Consider the following 19402-nt stretch of genomic DNA (forward strand, 5'->3'; position numbering starts at 1 on the left):
CGGGCGCGTCAGCGGTGGCGCAGGTCGACGTAATCTCGCTGGGTCGGGCCGATGTAGAGCTGACGGGGACGGCCGATCTTCTGGTTCTTGTCGGCGATCATCTCTTTCCACTGGCTGATCCAGCCCACGGTGCGGCTGATCGCGAAGATCGGGGTGAACATCGCGGTCGGGAAGCCCATCGCTTCCAGGATGATGCCGGAATAGAAATCAACGTTCGGGTAAAGCTTCTTCGAGACGAAGTATTCGTCTTCCAGCGCGATGCGTTCCAGTTCCTTGGCGACCTGGAGCAGGGGGTTGTTGTCGACCCCGAGCAGGCCCAGCACCTCGTCCGCCGATTCCTTCATGACCTTGGCCCGCGGGTCGAAGTTCTTGTAGACCCGGTGCCCAAAGCCCATCAGCTTGACGCCCGAGGACTTGTCCTTGGCCAGCTTGATATACTCCGGGATGCGGTCGACGGTCCCGATCTCGCGCAGTTGTTCCAGCGCGGCCTGGTTCGCTCCGCCATGGGCCGGGCCCCAGAGGCAAGCGATGCCGGCGGCGATGCAGGCAAACGGGTTCGCGCCCGACGACCCCGCCAGACGCACCGTCGAGGTCGAGGCGTTCTGCTCGTGGTCGGCGTGCAGCATCATGATCCGGTCCATCGCCTTTTCCAGGATCGGATTGACGACGTAATCCTCGGCCGGGACGGCGAAGCACATGTGCAGGAAGTTGCCCGCATAGCTGAGCGCGTTTTTCGGATAGATGAAGGGCTGGCCCACCGAATACTTGTAGGCCATCGCGGCGATGGTTGGCAGCTTGGCGATCATGCGGATCGCAGCAACCTCACGTTGCCAGGGGTCGTTGATGTCGGTGCTGTCGTGGTAGAAGGCGGCCATGGCGCCGACCACGCCCACCATCGTCGCCATCGGATGTGCGTCGCGGCGGAAGCCGCGGAAGAAGTAGTGCATCTGTTCATGCACCATCGTGTGCTTCGTCACCCGCCCGGTGAAGTCGGCCAACTGCGCCGCATTCGGCAGTTCGCCGTACAGAAGCAGATAGCAGACCTCGAGGTGGGTCGACTTCTCGGCCAGCTGTTCAATGGGATAGCCGCGATACAGAAGCTCCCCCTTGTCGCCGTCGATATAGGTGATGGCGCTTTCGCAGGCAGCCGTCGAGGTGAAGCCCGGGTCATAGGTGAACACGTCCGCCTCGCCGTAAAGCTTGCGGATGTCCAGCACATCGGGGCCGAGAGTTGGTTTGTGGACGGGCAGGTCGTAGGTGGTCCCGTTCAGCTCAAGCTTTGCGACAGTATCGGACATGGTGCTCCCCGGTCATGGCGGTCGTCCCTGGCAGGGGCGGCCATTGGCTATCCTGCACCCCGGCTGGGGTGGGTTCAAGGCCGGGGGGCGCACTTCACAAAGCGGCGTCCGACAGCCTGGCGACGGTTTCTTCCCGACCGATGGTTAGCATCATGTCGTAAACCGAAGGTGTAACAGTTCGTCCCGCAAGGGCCGCGCGCAGGGGTGCTGCAAGCTTGCCGAACCCGATGCCGTTTTCCGCGGCAATGCCGGTCAGGATGGGCTCAAGCGCCTCTTTCGTCCAGTTAGCACTATGCAGGCGCGGCGTCAACGATTTCAGTATACCACGGGATACCGTATCCAGCGCCTCGTCGGCCTTCGCATCCCGCGCTATGGGTCGTGAAACCATCAGGAACGCCGCTTTATCAATAAGTTCCGGGAAGGTCTTCGCAGATGACTTGAGGAAGGACAGAGCCTGTTTCATCAGGCTTACCTGCCCTTCAGTCAGCGCAGGACGGCCCGCAGCGGTCAGGTAGGCCTGCAATTCATGCAGCAGTGCGGCATCCTCGGCCATTGCCATGTGGTGCCCGCAGGTGTTTTCCAGCTTCTTGAAGTCCAGCCGTGCCGGAGCGCGACCGATTCCCGACAGGTCGAACATCTTCATCGCCTCGTCCGAGGTGAAGATCTCGGCATCGCCATGCGCCCAGCCCAGCCGGGTCAGATAGTTGCGCATCCCCGCTGCGGGGTATCCCATCGCCTGATACTCCTCGACCCCCGTGGCCCCGTGGCGTTTCGAGAGCTTCTTGCCGTCTGGCCCGTGGATCAGCGGGATATGCGCCCAGACCGGCACGGTCCATCCCATCGCGTCATAGACCATCTGCTGTCGCGCGGCGTTGTTCAGGTGGTCGTCGCCGCGGATCACATGGGTCACGCCCATGTCGTGATCGTCGACCACCACGGCCAGCATGTAGACGGGCGTCCCGTCCGAGCGCAGGACAATCATGTCGTCCAGCGTCTCATTCTTGATGACCACGCGCCCCTGGACCTGGTCCTCGATGACGGTTTCGCCGGTGCGGGGCGCCTTCATGCGGATGGCGTAGGGCGCATCGGGATAGGTCGCTGGATCGGCGTCGCGCCAGGGGCTGATGAAGACCGCATAGCTTGCGCCCGCAGCCTCTTGCGCGGCGCGGAAGGCGGCGATTTCTTCCTGTGTCGAGAAGCACTTGTAGGCTGTTCCTCGCGCCAGCATCTCGCGCGCCACCTCGGCATGGCGATCCTTCCGGGCGAACTGGCTGACGACTTCGCCGTCCCAGTCGAGGCCCAGCCAGGTCAGGCCGCGCAGGATCGCTGCGGTCGCTTCCGGGGTCGAGCGTTCGCGGTCGGTATCCTCGATCCTGAGGAGGAACTTGCCGCCGCGGCCGCGCGCGTAAAGCCAGTTGAACAAAGCCGTCCGTCCGCCGCCGATGTGCAGATACCCGGTGGGCGAGGGCGCGAAGCGGGTGACGACGGGGATGGACATGACGGCGTTAACCTTTCGGAAACCAAGAGCGGCGTAGGCTTGGCGTGGGTTTAGGCAATCGTGGGGTTGGAAACAAGGTGGCCCCCGTACAGACGATCTCAAGGCTGATCCTTGCGCCGCTGGAGGCGCTGCAGACGGCGCGAGGGATGCTTTTTCCCTGGATCGCCGTGCTGATCGGCTGCGGCATCGGCATCTGGTTCACGGTGGAGGGCGAGCCGGAAGCCGGAAGCTACGCGCTGGCCGCGCTGCTGGTGGCCGGGGGTCTGGGGCTTGGCTGGTGGTTCCCGCTTGCGCGGCCCCTTGGTCTTGCCGTGGCAGCCCTTGCGGTCGGCTGGATCGCGGCAGGCGTCCGCGCTCATTCGCTGGATGCCCCGATGCTGACCTTCCGCTACTATGGCCCGGTCGAGGGGCGGATCGTCGAGATCGACCGTTCGCAATCCGATGCCCTCCGCCTGACGCTGGATCAGGTCGTGTTGCAGGACGTCTCGCCCGAGCGCACTCCGGCACGGGTCCGCGTCTCCTTGCAGGGCGAGCAGGACTGGCTGAAACCCGCGCCCGGCCAGGTGGTGATCCTGACCGCGAACCTTGCAGCCCCGGACGGCCCAGTCGAACCTGGTGCCTTTGACTTTCGCCGCATGGCCTTCTTCGACCAGCTGGGCGGCGTCGGCTATACCCGCACGCCCGTCCTCTTGCTCGAGGAACCCAAGGACGGCGCGTTGCCAATCGACCGGCTGCGGACCTGGCTGACGCAAGGTATGCTGGCGCATATGGATGGCCAGCCGGGGGCTTTCGCGGCGGGGGCGATGACAGGGGACCGCAGCGCAATCACCGAGGACACGGTGCAGGCGCTGCGGGATTCATCGCTGGCGCACCTTCTGGCGATTTCGGGAATGAACATGGCGTTCCTGACCGGCTTCGTCTTCGCGCTGTTCCGCTATGGATTGGCGCTGATCCCCTTCATTGCCTTGCGGGTGAACACCAAGAAGGTCGCAGCGGTGGTCAGCCTGGGGGTGGCGTTGTTCTACCTGCTTCTGTCCGGTGCGAACGTGGCGACGGAACGCGCCTTCATCATGATCTCGGTGATGCTTGGTGCGGTCCTGCTGGACCGCCGCGCCCTGACGCTGCGGTCGGTGGCGGTGGCGGCGATGATCCTGCTTTTGTTCAAGCCCGAAAGCCTGCTGGAACCCGGCTTCCAGATGTCCTTTGCCGCCACCATTGCGCTGATCGTGGGCTTTGCGGCGTTGGACGGCAGCATCTACCGTCAGCGCATCCCGCGCTGGATGATGCCGGTGTTCACGCTGGTTCTGTCCTCATTGATCGGGGGCCTGTCGACGGCACCCTATGCGGCGGCCCATTTCAACCGGTTCACGGATTACGGTCTTCTGGCCAACGTGCTGACCGTCCCGGTGATGGGCGCGGTGATCATGCCGGCGGGGGCGGTCGCGGCACTGCTTGCCCCAGTCGGCCTTGCCTGGCTGCCGCTCTGGTTCATGGAACAGGGCGCGCGCTGGATTCTGTTTGTGGCGCACTGGATCGCCGGGCTGGAGGGGGCGGTGACCGCGATCCCCGCGCCGGGACCTTGGGTGCTGCCACTTTTCACACTGGGGGCGATCTGGCTGATCCTCTGGCGCGGCAGGGTGCAGGCTTTTGGTCTGGTTCTGGTCTTGGCGGCGTTCGGCATCTGGGGGATGGCGGATCGACCGGTGCTGCTGGTGTCGGGTGACGGGCGTCTTCTTGGCCTTGAAGGGCCGGAGGGGCGGGCGCTGTCGGCTCCGAAAGGCGGCGGCTTTGCGGCGGAGAACTGGTTGCAGAATGATGGCGACCTTGCCGAACAGCCTCAGGCCGCCGAGCGTCCGGGCTTTGTCGGGCCGAAGGGCGAACGCTGGTTCGACCTTGGCGGCCTCAGGGCCGTGGCGCTGTCGGGCAAGGGAGCCGAGGCGAAGCTGGCCGATGTCTGCCCCAGGGCCGACCTGGTGATCCTTGCGGCGAAGGTGGAGGCCGGACCGCCCGGCTGTCCGCTGATCGAGCAGGCTTTGCTGTTGCAGACCGGGCCGCTTGCCATCTGGCTGGAGAGCGACCAGCTGCGGATCGAGCGGACAAAGGGGGCGAGCCGTCTCTGGTCGCCCCGGTCGCGTTACGTCGACCTGCCGGACCTGTCGGCCAAGTCGCTTGCGTCGGCTTCTCAGTAGCTGCGGATCAGCCCGACGAGACGACCCTGCACCTTGACCAGGTGATCGGGGAACACCCGCGTCTCGTAGGCCGGGTTGGCGGCTTCCAGCGCGATCATGTTACCGCGGCGGCGGTAGCGTTTCAGGGTCGCCTCGTGATCTTCGACCAGCGCCACGACGATATCGCCGTTTTCGGCGGTAGCTTGTTCGCGGATCACCACGATGTCGCCATCATTGATACCGGCCTCGATCATGGAATCGCCTTTGACTTCAAGCGCATAGTGCTGGCCGTTGCCCGACAGCATCGAACCGGGCACCGCGATGTGGTGCGACACTTCCGAGATTGCTTCGATCGGGACACCCGCTGCAATGCGGCCCATGACCGGCAGTTCCATCGCGTGAACGGCGGAAATCGGCATCGCCCCGCGCGGCGGATCGACCTTGTCGCCCACAATCAGCTTGGGGCTGAAACCAGGTTTCTCCATCGCTTCGGGCAGCTTCACGATTTCCAGCGCGCGGGCGCGGTGGGCGAGGCGGCGGATGAATCCGCGTTCTTCCAGCGCGGTGATCAGCCGGTGGATGCCCGACTTCGACCGCAGGTCCAGCGCATCCTTCATTTCATCGAAGGATGGCGGCACCCCGTCGCGGTCCATCCGCGTCTTGATGAAGTCCAGAAGTTCCAACTGCTTGCGTGTCAGCACGGGGCTTACTCCCACATCATGCGTTTTCACAATGTTCTGCCCGTGTTCCCGGTTTGTGTCAAGAAATATCCACAGGCGTCTAAAGCGGCAGATAGGGAACCGTGTCGCCGGCGTGACAGGCAGGTGCGTCGATGGGGCGGAGCAGCAGGGCATCGGCCTGGCCGAGGATCGACAAAAGTGCAGAGTCCTGACGGTCGAAGGGGGCGATTCCGGGCAGCCCGTCACCGGGAAGAAGTCGCGCCCGCATGTAGTGCGCGCGCGGCCCGTTGGCGGGGAGGTCTGTGGTCAATCGAGCCTGCAGGTATTGTGGCGCGGCATCGGGACGGCCCAGCAGGGCGCGGACCATTGGCAAGAGGAAGAGATGCCCGCAGACGATGGCGCTGACCGGGTTTCCCGGCAGGCCCAGCATCGGCACGCCGTTCAGCCGCCCCGCCATCAGGGGCTTGCCGGGACGCAATGCCAGCTTCCAGAAGCTGTGCTCAAGCCCTGCGACGCGGCCGACAAGATCGTGGTCCCCCACCGATGCACCGCCGATGGTGACGATCAGGTCGGCATCGTCGGCAAGGCCAAGGACGGTTGCAAGTTCCGCCTCGGTGTCCCGCGCGATAGGAAGCAGGCGGGAGAGACCGCCTTCGGCCTCGATCATCGCCTGCAGCGCAAAGCTGTTCGAGGCGTTGATCTGGTCGGGGCGGGGGTCTTCGCCGGGCATGACCAACTCGTCCCCCGTAGCCACGATCGCGACCACCGGGCGGCGGGTTGCCTGCACGGCGGGAATGTTCATCGCGGCGAGAAGGGCAAGGTCATTGGGGCGCAGACGGCGGGGGGAGAGGCTGTCTCCGGCGCGAAAATCCTGGCCCTGCGGGCGGATGTGCGGGCCTGCGTCCAGCCCGTCCTTCAGGAGGATCCGGTCGTCGAGCCGGACCACATCTTCCTGGATGATGACCCGCGTCGCACCGCGCGGCACGGGGGCGCCAGTGAAGATGCGCACGGCCTGGCCGGGGCCGACCTCGCCGCCGAAAGCATGACCAGCCCCCGCTTCGCCGATGACGACGAAGTTGTCATCCGGCCCGGGATTGCCCTGCACGGCATAGCCGTCCATCGCCGAGGCCGGAAAGGGTGGCTGGTCGCGCTTGGCGACTGCAGGCCTGCACATCCAGCGGCCAGCCGCCTGGGCAAGCGGAACAACCTCCGGTGAAAGCGGCGCGACAAGGGCCAGGCAACGAGCAAGTGCCTCTTCGACCGAGATCATCAGAGCGCCTCGTAACGGCCTGTTTTACCGCCGTCTTTCAGGATCAGTCGAACCCCGTCGATCACCATCGATTTCTCCACCGCCTTGACCATGTCATAGACGGTCAGCGCTGCGACCGAGACGGCAGTCAGCGCCTCCATCTCGACCCCGGTCTGGCCCGAGGTCTTGACCGTGGCCTCGATCCTGACGCCGGGCAGGGCGGGGTCGGCGGTCAGCTCCAGCGCGACCTTGGTGATCGGCAGGGGATGGCAGAGCGGGATGAGGTCGGCCGTCTTCTTGGCCGCCATGATCCCTGCCAGCCGCGCGACCGACAGGACATCCCCCTTTTTCGCCCGGCCTTCGGTGATCAGCGCCAAGGTCTCGGCTGTCATCCGCACGGCGCCCACCGCCACTGCGACGCGGTCGGTCACCGGCTTGCCCGAGACGTCGACCATATGGGCCTGGCCCTGGTCGTCGAAATGCGAGAGCCCGGAAGTCACAGCCCGCCCTGTGCAGTCAGCGGCTTTGACAGAATCGCGCGCGTTGCGGCAGTTACGTCCTCTTGCCGCATCAGGCTTTCGCCGATCAGGAAACAGCGCGCACCGTACTGGGCCAGATCGGCCAGGTCGTTGGGAGTGTAAAGGCCGCTTTCGGCGACGATCATCCGGTCGGCCGGAACCATGCGGGCCAGTTTGCGGGTGGTATCCAGCGTCACCTCGAAGGTGTGGAGGTTACGGTTGTTGATCCCGATCAGCGGTGACTTCAGGAGAGCGGCGCGTTCCAATTCGGCCTCGTCATGCACCTCGATCAGCACGTCCATGCCAAGGTCGGTTGCCGCGTCTTCCAGTTCGGCGGCCTGGCTGTCGTCCAGCGAGGCCATGATGATCAGGATGCAGTCGGCGTTCAGCGCGCGGGATTGGGTGACCTGCCAGGGGTCGTAAAGGAAATCCTTGCGCAGGCAGGGCAGGGCGACCGCGTTGTGGGCGGCGACCAGATACTCGTCCGCGCCCTGGAAGGACGGCGCGTCGGTCAGGACCGACAGGCAGGTGGCGCCGCCAGCCTCATAGGCCTTGGCCAGGGCCGGCGGGTCGAAATCCGGGCGGATCAGGCCTTTCGACGGGCTGGCCTTCTTGATCTCGGCGATCAGGCCATAGCCGATCAGCGTCGCCTCACGCAGGGCGCGGGCAAAGCCGCGGGGCGGGGCGGCAGAGCGGGCGGCGGCCTCCAGGTCGGCCAGGGACGTGGTGGCCTTGGCCTTGGCAACCTCCTCCAGCTTGTAGGCCTTGATGCGGTCGAGGATGGTGGACATGGGGCCTCTCAGGCGTTCGTCAGGCGGCGGAGCGCATCGACCTTTGACCTGGCCGCGCCGGAATCGATCGACTCCCTGGCCAACGCCACGCCCTCGGCCAGGGTTCCCGCCTTGTCGGCCACCACAAGGGCGGCGGCGGCGTTCAGAAGGACCGCATCGCGGTAGGCGCCCGGTGCGCCGTCCAGAAGGGCGCGGAAGGCCTGGGCGTTTTCGGACGGGGTGCCGCCGAGGATCGCCTCGAACGGGTGGGGGGTCAGGCCTGCATCCTCGGGGTGAACGGTGAAGTCCCGCACCGCGCCGTTCTCGACTGCCGACACGGAGGTCGGGCCGCAGATCGTGATCTCGTCCGTGCCGTCCGAGCCGTGGACGAGCCAGGCTTTCTCGGACCCCAGCGTGAGGAGGGTTTCGGCCATCGGGCGGATCAGGGCATCGGAGAAGGCTCCGGTCAGCTGTCGCTTGACCCCGGCGGGGTTGGTCAGCGGGCCGAGGATGTTGAAGATGGTCCGGGTGCCAAGTTCCGCCCGGACCGGCATGACATGGCGGATCGCGGGGTGGTGCATCGGCGCCATCATGAAGCCGATCCCGGCCTCGGCCAGGCAGCGTTCCACGATGTCGGGGCCGATCATGACGTTCAGCCCCATCTCGGTCAGGGCATCGGCGGCGCCGGATTTGGACGACAGGTTTCGGTTGCCGTGCTTGGCGACGGTCACGCCCGCGCCTGCGACGACAAAGGCGGTGGCGGTGGAGATGTTGAGCGTGCCCTTGCCGTCGCCGCCGGTTCCGACGATGTCCATCGCGCCGTCGGGGGCCTTCACGGCGTTGCATTTCGACCGCATCACGCTGGCGGCGGCGGCGTATTCGTCGACCGTCTCGCCCCGGGTGCGCAGCGCCATCAGAAAGCCGCCCATCTGGGCCGGGGTGCCCTGGCCCTCGAACAGGGCGTCGAAGGCGGATTCGGCCTCGGCCCGCGTCAGGGGGCGGTTCGCGGCGATGCCGATCAGGGGTTTCAGGACGTCGCTCATGCCGGGACCCTGGCTTTGGCTTCGTCAAGGAAGTTCCGCAAAAGCTGGTGGCCGTGTTCCGAGGCGATTGATTCCGGGTGGAACTGGACGCCCTCGATCAGGTGGTGCCTGTGGCGCAGGCCCATGATCGTGCCGTCTTCCAGCCAGGCGGTGATTTCGAGGTCGGCAGGCAAGGTGGCGCGGTCGACGACGAGGCTGTGGTAGCGGGTGGCCTGGAAGGGTGAGGGCAGGCCGCGGAAGACGCCTTTGCCGGAGTGGTGCATGCTGCCCATCTTGCCGTGGACGATTTCATGGCAGCGGACGACCTTGCCGCCAAAGGCTTCGCCGATGGTCTGGTGGCCAAGGCAGACGCCGAGGAGGGGGATGCCGGCGCTGGCTGCGGCTTTGGTGAGCGGCAGACAGATCCCGGCGGCGGCGGGGTCGCAGGGGCCGGGGGAGAGGACGATCACCTCCGGCTGCATGGCGATCACGTCCTGGACTTCCAGCGCGTCGTTCCGCTTGACGACCACCTCTGCGCCAAGCTCGCCCAGGTAGTGGACGAGGTTGTAGGTGAAGCTGTCGTAGTTGTCGATCAGGAGGAGCATCGGTTTCCCCGGGGGCGGCTACCGGCTGGTTATCGCCGATGCGGGGGGCGGTGTAAACCGGGGTTTCCGAAGGCCGCCCACGCAGGACAGATTGTCGGCGCTTGGGAAATCAAGGGGTTGGGCGGGGGCGTTTACGTGGTCTTAATCCTGCGCGGCAGCTCGTCGCTTCCTTCGGTCGCTCCTCGCGGGCGATCCCCGACGAGAGACCGGAGGGAGCGAGAAGGCGTCACTCATGGTGGACCAGGTCATCTTCGCCGAAGTAGCATCCGGTTTGCACGGTGATCAGGATGACGGGCAGGCGGCCGGGGTTTTCCAGCCGGTGGGGCTGGCCGAGGGGGATGTGGATGGCTTCGCCCTCGACCACCAGCCGGGCACGATGGCCGAGGGTGATCTGGGCAGTGCCTTCGACAACGATCCAGTGTTCGGAGCGGTGGAGATGGGACTGGAGTGAACGGGCCTCGCCCGGAGCAAGGTGGAGCACGCGGACGCGGAAGCGCGTGCCTTCGGCGAGGATCGGGTGTTCGAGGACGGGTTCGGCGGCGGCGAAGATCATCGACGTCTCGGCAAAGCCAGCGGGGTGCGATCCGTCCATGAGCTTTCTCTCCTGTCCCATGCCGCAAGTGAGCCGGGAAATGGTTAGCGGGGGGTTAATGCCGTCGGGCCATTTCGGGGCATTTCGGGGGCGGGTGATGCAGGATGTCTGACGACCCCCCACCCCCATCCCCTCCCCACTGAGGGGAAGCGCCCGGTGTGGGCGTTGCATGCAAGGTCCTGGCGTTTCGAGCGGAGCGGCGGTTTTCAGATTGAGCGCCTTGGCAGGCGCAAGCCTTTTCTCTCGCCTCTCTGCGCGAAGGGCGCAGAGAGGCTCGGGCCTGCCTCCGGCGGGGATATTTGGGAACAGGTGAAAGGGCTGGTCGGGATTTATGTCCAGTCCAGCACGACCTTGCCCGAAAGCCCGGAGCGCATCGCCGCGAAGCCGTCCTGGAACTGGTCAACCTTGAAGCGGTGGGTGATGACGCGGCGGATGTCGAGGCCGTTTTCCAGCATGGCGATCATCTTGTACCAGGTCTCGAAGATCTCGCGGCCATAGACGCCCTTGATGGTGATGGCTTTGAAGACGATGCGGGACCAGTCCACCGGGGATTTGCCGGGCGGGATGCCGAGCATGGCGATGCGGCCGCCCATGACCATGTGGTCTACCATCTGATCAAGCGCCTGCTGGCTGCCCGACATTTCCATGCCGACGTCAAAGCCTTGCGTCATGTGGAGGCCGGCGTAGACCGACTTGAGATCGGTGGTGGCGACGTTGACCGGGACCACATCGGCGACCTGGCCCGCAAGGTCGAGCCGGGCCTGATTGATGTCGGTGATCACCACATGCCGCGCGCCGACGTGGCGGGCGACGGCGGCGGCCATGATGCCGATGGGGCCGGCGCCGGTGATCAGGACATCCTCGCCGATCAGGTCGAAGGAAAGCGCCGTGTGGACGGCATTGCCGAGGGGGTCAAGGATCGCGCCGATCTCGTCGTCGATGGCGTCGGGCAGCGGGACGACGTTGAAGGCGGGGAGACGCAGGTATTGCGCGAAGGCGCCGGGTTCGTTGACGCCGATGCCGCGGGTTTCGGGGTCGAGGTGGAAGCGGCCCGACCGGCTTTGGCGCGAGGTCTTGCCGATCAGGTGGCCTTCACCCGAGCATCTCTGCCCGATCTCCAGCCCTTCGACGTTGCGGCCCTTGTCGACGATGAGGCCGGCGAATTCGTGGCCGGTGACGAGGGGGACGGGGACGGTCCGCGAGGCCCAGTCGTCCCAGTTCCAGATATGGATGTCGGTGCCGCAGATGCCGGTCTTGTGGATCTTGATCAGCACGTCGTCGGGGCCGATCTCGGGGACGGGCCGCGTTTCCATCCAGAGGCCGGGTTCGGGTTTCGACTTGGCCAGCACGGTCATTTCGTTGGGGCGGTAGTTGGTCATCTTGCGGTGTCCTTCCCGAGGGCAAGCCAGGTCCAGCCGATCCCGGCGGCGGCGGTTTCGGCGTCATGGGCAGGGGCGTCGTGGCGGCGGAGAAGCTGCAGCCCTGCAGCTTTGGCGCGGACGATCTCGGTTTCCGGGTCAAGGTCGTGCAGCGGCGCGCCAGGGGGAACCGGGCCGCGGCGCAGGGCCAGGAAGACGCGCCCGTCCTGGGTCAGGAGGTCGGCCAGCCGCCCAAGCGCAAGGGTGCGGTCAGCCGGGTCGAGGTGGTGCCAGACGGCGTTCACCAGGATGAGACCATAGCGGCCTGTCAGTCCTGCCAGGTCGGGCAGTGCGGTGTTGACCACCGTTGCAGCCGGAACGCGGCGGGCAATCATTTCGCGGAAGGCGGCGACCGGCTCGGCCGCGGTGACGGCATGGCCGTGCGACTGGAACCAGGCGGTGTCGCGGCCGCTTCCGGCGCCGATGTCGAGAACGGGGGCCGGTGGTGGCGGGATGAGGTCGGTCAGCCCGGTCAGGATCCTGTCGGTGGTCACGCTGTCGTAGCGGCGGGCCATGGTGTCGGCATTGGCTGCGTAGATAGCAAGCGCCGGGTCCTCGGTCATGCGAGGACTCCGGTGGCTTTGCCCGCTGCCGTGAAGGCGTCAAGCGCGAAGTCGAGGTCTTCGCGGGTGAGGGTGGCGTTCATCTGGGTGCGGATGCGGGCCTGGCCTTTGGGCACGACGGGGAAGAAGAAGGGGGCGACATGGACGCCGCGCTGGTTGAGATCGGCGGCCATGGCTTGCGCAAGCTTGGCGTCGCCCAGCATCACCGGGATGATCGGGTGGTCGCCGGGCAGGAGGGTGAAGCCTGCGGCGGTGAGGCCTGCGCGCCAGTACTGCGCGTTGTCGGTGAGCTGCTGGCGCAGGTCGTCGGCTGTCTCCACGATGTCCAGCGCGGCGAGGGCGGCACCCACCACGGCGGGGGGGAGTGCGTTGGAAAAGAGGTAGGGGCGCGCGCGTTGTCTGAGGAGGTCGATCACGGGTTGCGGTCCGGCGATGTAGCCTCCCAGCGCGCCGCCGAGAGCCTTGCCGAGGGTGCCGGTCAGGATGTCGACCTCGATGCCTGCGCGGGCAGGGGTGCCTGCGCCCCTGGGGCCGGTGAAGCCGGTGGCGTGGCAGTCGTCGACCATGACCATTGCCCCGTAACTGTCTGCAAGGGCGCGGATTTCGGAGAGCTTGGCGTAGAAACCGTCCATCGAGAAGACGCCATCGGTGGCGATCAGGATGAAGCGCGCGCCGTCAGCTTTTGCGGCGTTCAACTGGGCTTCGAGGTCGGACATGTCGCTGTTGGCGTAACGGTAGCGTTTCGCTTTGCACAGGCGGATGCCGTCGATGATGCTGGCATGGTTCAGCGCGTCGGAGATGACGGCGTCTTCGGGACCGAGAAGGGGTTCGAACAACCCGCCGTTGGCGTCGAAGCAGGCGGCGAAGAGGATGCTGTCGTCGTGACCGAGGTATTGGGCAAGGCGCGCCTCAAGCTGGCGGTGCAGGTCCTGCGTGCCGCAGATGAAGCGGACCGAGGCCATGCCGAAGCCGTGGTCGTCCATCGCGGCCTTGGCGGCGGCGATCAGGCGGGGGTCGTCGGCCAGACCGAGATAGTTGTTGGCGCAGAGGTTCAGCATTTGCCGACCCGCCATCTGGACATGGGTGCCCTGCGCCCCTGTGATCAGGCGTTCGCGCTTCATCAGGCCGTCGGCCTCGATGCCCTTGAGAGTCGCGGTGATGTGGTCGAGGAAGGTGGCGGCATCCGTCATGGCAGAGTCCTTTCCGGTTTGGCGGAATTTGGCAGACGACGGTCATCGTGTCAACTTGGCGGATGATTTTCCGTAATACTGGAATTCAGCTATCCTGGACGATCAGGATGGCCCGGGCGGCTGTCTCGGCGGCGATCTCGTGCGGGCGGTCGGCTGGGTAGCGGGCGACGTCGCCGGGGGTCAGGTCGTCCGAAGCCTCGCCCGAAGTGACCGTCAGGCGGCCTTCGAGGACGGTCAGGTGTTCGCGGCAGCCGGGGGAATGGGGGTCGGAACTGAGGCGGGCGCCCATGGTGAACTGGAGTTCGTAAACCTCATGCTGGCCAACGCTTTCGGGGCCGGAGAGGATGCGGATCGTGACGCCGCCGCGCTGGATGACGGGGGCGGACGAGGCGCGGGTGACTTCGATCCCGGGCGCGGGGCGGCCTTCGAGAAGGCCGGCGAAGTCAAGCTGGAGCGCCTGGGTCAGCGCCCAGAGCGTCGCGACGGTGGGCGAGGATTCGCCGCGTTCGATCTGGCTGACCATCGAGCGCGAGACGCCGGACAGCTTGGCGGCGGCGTCGAGGGAAAGGCCACGCGCCTTGCGGGCGGCGCGAAGCGAGGCGGCAAGACGGTCGTGGATGTCGGAGCGATCGGCCATGCGTCATGGTGGCGGGGAAGGGCGGGGGCGTCAATCGTTGCCCTTTGGCGCGCTCGTCGTCGACTTCGTCGCTCCTCGCGGACGTTGCGACGAGAAGCCGAAGGCGAACGAGGAGCGGTCAGGTGCCGCAGAAGGTGACGTAGGGGCCGAAGCCGGTGGGGGCGGGGAGCATGTAGGGCTCGGACTCCACGAAAGGCTGCTGGATCGCGGTGAGAAGGGCGTGGAACGGGGCCATGTCGCCGTTGGTGGCGGCGGTCAGGGCTTCTTCGACCTGGTGGTTGCGGGGGATCACGGCGGGATTGGTTGCGGCAAGGCGCTGTGCCGCGCCTTCCTCGGCGCGGACCCGCCAGCGGGGCAGCCATGCTTCCATCCTGGAGAAGTCGTCTAAGAGCGGGCGCAGCGCGGTCTCGTCGGCAAGGCGGCGGAAGGTCAGGGTCCAGTCGGCCCCTTCCATCGCCGTCAAGAGGTCGTCGGCGAGTTGCGCGTCGCCGTCGTCTTCGCCCACAAGGCCCATCTTGCGGCGCATCACCGCGAGCCATTCGGCGCGGTAGCGCGGGGCGATGCCGGTCAGGCGGTCGTTCGCGATCTCGATGGCCCTCTCTTGCGACGCGTCGAGCAGCGGCACCAGCGTCTCGGCCAGCCGCGCCAGGTTCCAGCCAAGGATCAGCGGCTGGTTGGCATAGGCATAGCGGCCCTGATGGTCGATCGAGGAAAAGACGGTGCCGGGCGCGTAGGCTTCCATGAAGGCGCAAGGGCCGTAGTCGATGGTCTCGCCCGAGATCGCCATGTTATCGGTGTTCATAACGCCGTGGATGAAGCCAAGGCCCATCCATTCGGCAATCAACGCCGCCTGACGCGCGATGACGGCATCAAGGAAGGCAAGATAGGGGGTCGGGGCCGCCGCCAGATCGGGGTAATGGCGGGCGATGGCATGGTCGGCCAGCGCCTTGACATTGGTCTGGTCGCTACGGGCGGCGAAGAACTGGAAGGAGCCGACACGGATATGGCTTGCGGCGACGCGGGCAAGGACCGCGCCGGGGAGCTTCGTCTCGCGCCAGACCTCCTCGCCCGTCGCGACGACGGCAAGCGAGCGGGTGGTGGGCACGCCGACAGCCGCCATGAACTCCGAAATCAGATATTCGCGCAGCATCGGCCCGATGGCGGCCTTGCCGTCGCCGCCGCGTGAGAAAGGAGTGCGGCCCGAGCCTTTCAGTTGCAGGTCGAAACGCTGGCCGTCGGGGGCAATGACTTCGCCCAGAAGGTGCGCGCGTCCGTCGCCCAGTTGCGGCGAGAAGCCGCCGAACTGGTGGCCGGCATAGGCCTGGGCGATGGGATCGGCCCCCGGTGGAAGACGTGCGCCAGAGAACCAGTCGGCCGCCTCGGCATCGGTCAGGGTCAGGCCAAGCGCATCCGCCAGGGACCGGTTCAAGGCCAGAAGCCTGGGTGCAGGGGCCACATCGGGGGCGGCGCGCAGGTAGGTCCCTGGCAGGTCGCGGGCATAGCTGTGGTCGAAGGTGATGGTCATGAATGGACCCCTTTCACCCTTGGATATGGCGCGCGCATCGGCGAAGGACAAGCAGCCGGGTCCGGGACCAGATCCTTACGGAAGGATTTTGACAAGTTTCTTGCTTAAGAAATCTGGCTGGCTGGCGAGGTGAAAAGTGGTCGGGGCGGAGGGATTCGAACTCTCGACCTACGGTACCCAAAACCGTCGCGCTACCAGGCTGCGCTACGCCCCGACGAGGCTCACTTACAGGGGAACGCAGGGATTGAAAAGCCTTCCTGTGCGGTCGTGTCAGCTGACCTTGGGCGACTGCAGGGAGATCGGGTTCCCGGTCGTTTCCGGTCTAGCCGTTGCAGGACCAGGCGGCGGTTTCGGACGGGATCGCGGGGTGGCGCATCACGGTGCCAGGGGCGATTCCCAGCTTTTCGGCCAGGCCGGCGTTGATCTCGAGCACGAACTGAACACCGTCGCCGCCGTCGATCGGGGTCAGGTCGCCCGGCACCGCACCCGAATGAACGCGGGTGACGGTGCCCGCCGGGTCGGCGAAGACCATGTCCAGCGGGATCAGCGTGTTCTTCATCCAGAAACTGACCCGTCGCGGCGAGTCATAGACAAAAAGCATCCCCGACGCCGAAGCCAGTTCGGTCCGAAACATCAGGCCCTGCGCCCGTTCCTGTCCGTCGTCGGCGACTTCGACCGCAAAGCTTTCGCGGCCCCCGTCCCAGCGAAGGTCCACCCGGTCCGGCGCGCAGGCCGCCTCGGCCCAGGCAGCTCCGGGCAGGAGGACAGCAAGGGCGAAGGCGCGCAGCATCGCTACTCTTTCTCGCGCCCGGCGGCTTCCCAGGACACGACCTGGATGGCCATCCGGCCCCGCTTGCCTTCGATGATGCGCAACGCCACGGCTTCGCCGGCCGCAAGGTCGGCAAAGCCCGAGACGCGCAGCACCTCGGCATGGATGAACACGTCTTCGGGCTTGCCGAAGACATTGGCAAAGCCGAAGCCCTTGCCCTTGTCGAACCACTTCACGCGTGCCGGTTCCAGGGCCAGGGCAAGGATATCCTCGCTGACCATCTGGGCCGCATCCTCGCCGAAGGGCACAACGACGCCTTCCGGCGGATCGATGCGAACCACTTCAACGGCTTGCACGCCGCGCTGTGTCCTTTGAACACGGACCTCGATACCCGCACCATCTGCCACTGACCCCTGCCCGAAGTTCCGAAGAACGTTCGCGTGCAGGAGAATATCTGCATCCGTCTGGTCTGAAACGATGAAACCGAAACCCTTGGAAGGATCAAACCACTTAACGCGACCATGCACGATCTGCATGACCTCATCTTCTTCCGACATTTACAGAGCCTTCTCCCCAGAATGAGCCCTAGGCGGCACAGATGGGGCGAAAGTTAACCGGGGATCAAGGGCAAATGTGCCGGTTCGTTGCATAAAATCCGACAAGTCCCGGAAACCTAGGGATTCAATCTTGTAACACTCCAATCGTCGGAAAGCTCCGCGCGATACCAGCGAAAGCGGTCGTGCAACCGGAACGCGCCGTCGGCCCAGAATTCGATCTCGACGGGTCGAATCCGAAAGCCCCCCCAGAATGGCGGGCGGGGCGGATTCGGGCCTTTCGTCAGCGCGAGCTTCGCCGCCTCGGCCATCAGCGCCTCACGCGAGGACAAGGGTTGCGACTGCTGGCTGGCCCAGGCGCCGATGCGCGACTTGAGGCTGCGGCTGGTGAAATACTCGTCGGCCTTTGGGCCTTCCTCGCGCGTCACCGTGCCCCGGACACGGATCTGGCGACGCAGCGACTTCCAGTGCAGCACGAAGGCGGCCTTGCCTGCGGTCTCGATCTCTTGTCCCTTTTTCGAGGTGTAGTTGGTGTAGAAGACGAAGGCATCCGCTTCGATCTCTTTCAGGAGAACCATGCGGACATTGGGCAGCCCCTGGTCGTCCACGGTGGCCAGGGCGATGGCGTTCGGGTCGTTCGGCTCGGTCGCTTCGGCCTCGGTCAGCCAGGCCTGGGCCAGCACGAAGGGGTCGCTGCCCGCGAAGATGCCTGTGCGGTCCATGATGGCTCCTTACCCTGGCGTTAAGGACCTGCCTTGAAGGGCGGCCCCGCTTCGCCTACACGTCATAGCCAACGAAAAATGGGCTAGGGGTCAGGAATGTCAACCGGACTGATGCAGGGCAAGCGCGGCCTGATCATGGGGCTTGCGAACGACAAGTCCATCGCCTGGGGCATCGCCCAGGCCGTGGCGGCCCAGGGGGCGAAGCTGGCGTTCAGCTACCAGGGCGAGGCGCTGAAGAAGCGGGTCGAGCCCTTGGCCGAGTCCTTGGGCAAGCCAATGCTCTTCGAATGTGACGTCGCAAGCGACGAGAGCATCGACGCGCTCTTCGCCGGGCTGAAGGCCGAGTGGGGGCAGATCGACTTTCTGGTCCACGCCATCGGGTTCGCGGACAAGAACGAGTTGCGCGGCCGCTACGTCGATACATCGCGCGCCGGTTTCGCGCTGGCGATGGACATCTCGGTCTATTCCTTCACCGCAGTCTGCCAGCGGGCGGCGGCGATGATGGGGCCGGGGGGCAGCCTTCTGACCCTGACCTATTTCGGCGCCGAGAAGGTCATGCCGCATTACAACGTGATGGGCGTGGCGAAGGCGGGGCTGGAGGCATCGGTCAAGTATCTGGCCGAGGATCTGGGCAAGGACGGCATCCGGGTGAACGCGATCAGCGCCGGGCCGATCAAGACGCTGGCCGCCAGCGGCATCGGCGATTTCCGCTACATCATGAAGTGGAATGAACTGAACTCACCCCTGCGCCGCAACGTGACGCAGGAAGAGGTCGGCAAGGCCGCGCTTTACCTGCTGTCGGACCTCGGGTCGGGAACGACTGGCGAGAACCTGCACGTCGACGCGGGCTATCACGTCGTCGGCATGAAGGCGATTGATGCGCCGGACATCGACATCGTGACCGGCAAGAAGGAAAACGGCCAGTGAGCCTTGCGGCCTTTCTGGCCTTTGCGGGCCTGGTGCTGTTTGCCGTGGTCTCGCCCGGCCCGGCCGTGCTGATGTCGGCCCGCACCGGGCTGAGCGAAGGATTCCGCACCGGCGTCATGCTGGCGCTGGGCATCGCCACGGGCGCGGTCTTCTGGGCGCTGGCGGCGATGTTCGGCCTTCACCTGATCTTCGACGCGGCGCCCTCGCTTCTGTGGGCCCTGAAGATCGGCGGGGCGGCCTACCTTCTGTGGATGGCCTGGCACCTCTGGCGCGACGCGAAAACGCCTTTCATCGCCGATGACGCGCGGCCCGTGCCGCGGTCGCCCTTCGCGGCCTTCCGGCTGGGGCTGTGGACCAACCTGTCGAACCCGAAGGCCGTGGTCATGTATTCCTCGATCTTCCTTGGCACCGTCAGCCCCGGCACTCCGGTCTGGGTCCTTGGGATGTTGATTCTGATGATCCTGTTGATGGAGACCGCCTGGAACAGCGTTGTCGCCCGCATCTTCTCGATGGAGCGGACGCGTGCGGCCTACATCAGCCTGAAAACCGTGATCGACCGCTGCTTCGGGGCAGCACTTGCCCTCTTGGGCGTCAAGATCGTCGCCACCTGAAGGAGGGGCCCCATGTCCGCTGACCGCCTGCCGCATGAAAAAGGGTTTCACGTCAGCTGGGACCAGATCCACCGCGACGCCCGCGC

At 65.8% G+C, this 19402-nt stretch carries 20 protein-coding genes, 1 tRNA gene and 1 pseudogene; 4 read left to right on the forward strand and 18 right to left on the reverse strand.

Annotation, left to right across the window (positions count from 1 at the left end):
• Nucleotides 1–8: 8 nt before the first annotated feature.
• Nucleotides 9–1298 carry a citrate synthase gene (locus Q8M85_RS16400; protein WP_305546549.1) on the reverse strand — a complete coding sequence of 430 codons (1290 nt, stop codon included), beginning with the start codon at nt 1296–1298 and terminating at the stop codon, nt 9–11.
• 94 nt (nt 1299–1392) lie between these two features.
• The gene (gltX, locus tag Q8M85_RS16405) at nt 1393–2796 is read right to left on the reverse strand and encodes a glutamate--tRNA ligase (RefSeq protein WP_305546551.1); all 1404 of its coding nucleotides are present in this window, start codon (nt 2794–2796) and stop codon (nt 1393–1395) included.
• A 77-nt stretch (nt 2797–2873) separates the two neighbouring features.
• Between gltX and Q8M85_RS16410 the strand changes: the two genes are divergently transcribed.
• Entirely contained in the window at nt 2874–4985 is a 2112-nt protein-coding gene (locus Q8M85_RS16410; protein WP_305546553.1) for a ComEC/Rec2 family competence protein, read from the forward strand.
• On the opposite strand, the gene lexA is transcribed toward Q8M85_RS16410, so the two are convergent.
• The 16 genes from lexA to pdxH all read right to left on the reverse strand — a co-directional run bounded on the left by lexA (nt 4979) and on the right by pdxH (nt 17778).
• Nucleotides 4979–5665 (reverse strand): transcriptional repressor LexA, encoded by a 687-nt coding sequence (gene lexA, locus Q8M85_RS16415; RefSeq protein WP_305546555.1) that lies wholly within the window; start codon nt 5663–5665, stop codon nt 4979–4981. The genes Q8M85_RS16410 and lexA overlap by 7 nt on opposite strands.
• 79 nt (nt 5666–5744) lie before the next feature.
• Nucleotides 5745–6914 carry a molybdopterin molybdotransferase MoeA gene (locus tag Q8M85_RS16420; protein ID WP_305546557.1) on the reverse strand — a complete coding sequence of 390 codons (1170 nt, stop codon included), beginning with the start codon at nt 6912–6914 and terminating at the stop codon, nt 5745–5747.
• Nucleotides 6914–7393, reverse strand: coding sequence for a cyclic pyranopterin monophosphate synthase MoaC (gene moaC, locus Q8M85_RS16425; protein ID WP_305546559.1), 480 nt, complete (start codon nt 7391–7393; stop codon nt 6914–6916). The genes Q8M85_RS16420 and moaC overlap by 1 nt, the downstream gene beginning before the upstream one ends.
• A complete protein-coding gene (gene trpC / locus Q8M85_RS16430; protein WP_305546561.1) occupies nt 7390–8202 on the reverse strand; it encodes an indole-3-glycerol phosphate synthase TrpC in 813 nt (270 codons plus the stop codon). The genes moaC and trpC overlap by 4 nt, the downstream gene beginning before the upstream one ends.
• A gap of 8 nt (nt 8203–8210) precedes the next feature.
• A complete protein-coding gene (gene trpD / locus Q8M85_RS16435) occupies nt 8211–9224 on the reverse strand; it encodes an anthranilate phosphoribosyltransferase (RefSeq protein WP_305546563.1) in 1014 nt (337 codons plus the stop codon).
• On the reverse strand, nt 9221–9808 hold the full coding sequence (locus Q8M85_RS16440) for an aminodeoxychorismate/anthranilate synthase component II (RefSeq protein WP_305546565.1): 588 nt from the start codon (nt 9806–9808) through the stop codon (nt 9221–9223). Before Q8M85_RS16440 ends, trpD begins: the two co-directional genes overlap by 4 nt.
• Nucleotides 9809–10034: 226 nt before the next feature.
• Nucleotides 10035–10400, reverse strand: coding sequence for a phosphomannose isomerase type II C-terminal cupin domain (locus Q8M85_RS16445; protein WP_305546567.1), 366 nt, complete (start codon nt 10398–10400; stop codon nt 10035–10037).
• Between the two features lie 329 nt (nt 10401–10729).
• Nucleotides 10730–11755, reverse strand: a complete 1026-nt coding sequence (gene tdh, locus Q8M85_RS16450) for an L-threonine 3-dehydrogenase (protein ID WP_305546584.1) — start codon at nt 11753–11755, stop codon at nt 10730–10732.
• Nucleotides 11756–11775: 20 nt separating this feature from the next.
• Entirely contained in the window at nt 11776–12381 is a 606-nt protein-coding gene (locus Q8M85_RS16455; RefSeq protein ID WP_305546569.1) for a bifunctional 2-polyprenyl-6-hydroxyphenol methylase/3-demethylubiquinol 3-O-methyltransferase UbiG, read from the reverse strand.
• Complete coding sequence (kbl, locus tag Q8M85_RS16460; RefSeq protein WP_305546570.1) at nt 12378–13571, reverse strand: glycine C-acetyltransferase; 1194 nt, start codon at nt 13569–13571, stop codon at nt 12378–12380. Before kbl ends, Q8M85_RS16455 begins: the two co-directional genes overlap by 4 nt.
• Nucleotides 13572–13656: 85 nt before the next feature.
• Complete coding sequence (locus Q8M85_RS16465; protein WP_305546571.1) at nt 13657–14208, reverse strand: helix-turn-helix domain-containing protein; 552 nt, start codon at nt 14206–14208, stop codon at nt 13657–13659.
• Nucleotides 14209–14326: 118 nt separating this feature from the next.
• A complete protein-coding gene (locus Q8M85_RS16470) occupies nt 14327–15733 on the reverse strand; it encodes a YdiU family protein (protein ID WP_305546573.1) in 1407 nt (468 codons plus the stop codon).
• A 137-nt stretch (nt 15734–15870) separates the two neighbouring features.
• Nucleotides 15871–15947: transfer RNA gene (locus tag Q8M85_RS16475), tRNA-Pro, on the reverse strand.
• Nucleotides 15948–16055: 108 nt separating this feature from the next.
• Entirely contained in the window at nt 16056–16523 is a 468-nt protein-coding gene (locus Q8M85_RS16480; RefSeq protein ID WP_305546575.1) for a DUF192 domain-containing protein, read from the reverse strand.
• Nucleotides 16524–16525: 2 nt separating this feature from the next.
• Nucleotides 16526–17059 carry a cold-shock protein gene (locus tag Q8M85_RS16485; RefSeq protein ID WP_305546576.1) on the reverse strand — a complete coding sequence of 178 codons (534 nt, stop codon included), beginning with the start codon at nt 17057–17059 and terminating at the stop codon, nt 16526–16528.
• A gap of 116 nt (nt 17060–17175) precedes the next feature.
• Complete coding sequence (gene pdxH, locus Q8M85_RS16490; RefSeq protein WP_305546577.1) at nt 17176–17778, reverse strand: pyridoxamine 5'-phosphate oxidase; 603 nt, start codon at nt 17776–17778, stop codon at nt 17176–17178.
• Between the two features lie 96 nt (nt 17779–17874).
• Here pdxH and fabI point away from each other — a divergent pair, with 96 nt between their 5' ends.
• The 3 genes and pseudogenes from fabI to Q8M85_RS16505 form a co-directional block, all read left to right on the forward strand.
• Nucleotides 17875–18705 (forward strand): enoyl-ACP reductase FabI, encoded by an 831-nt coding sequence (gene fabI, locus Q8M85_RS16495; protein ID WP_305546578.1) that lies wholly within the window; start codon nt 17875–17877, stop codon nt 18703–18705.
• On the forward strand, nt 18702–19316 hold the full coding sequence (locus tag Q8M85_RS16500; RefSeq protein ID WP_305546579.1) for a LysE family translocator: 615 nt from the start codon (nt 18702–18704) through the stop codon (nt 19314–19316). The genes fabI and Q8M85_RS16500 overlap by 4 nt, the downstream gene beginning before the upstream one ends.
• A gap of 12 nt (nt 19317–19328) precedes the next feature.
• A pseudogene (locus Q8M85_RS16505) lies at nt 19329–19402 on the forward strand (xanthine phosphoribosyltransferase); the annotation flags it as partial.

Source organism: Tabrizicola sp., assembly GCF_030694085.1.
Taxonomy (GTDB): domain Bacteria; phylum Pseudomonadota; class Alphaproteobacteria; order Rhodobacterales; family Rhodobacteraceae; genus Tabrizicola.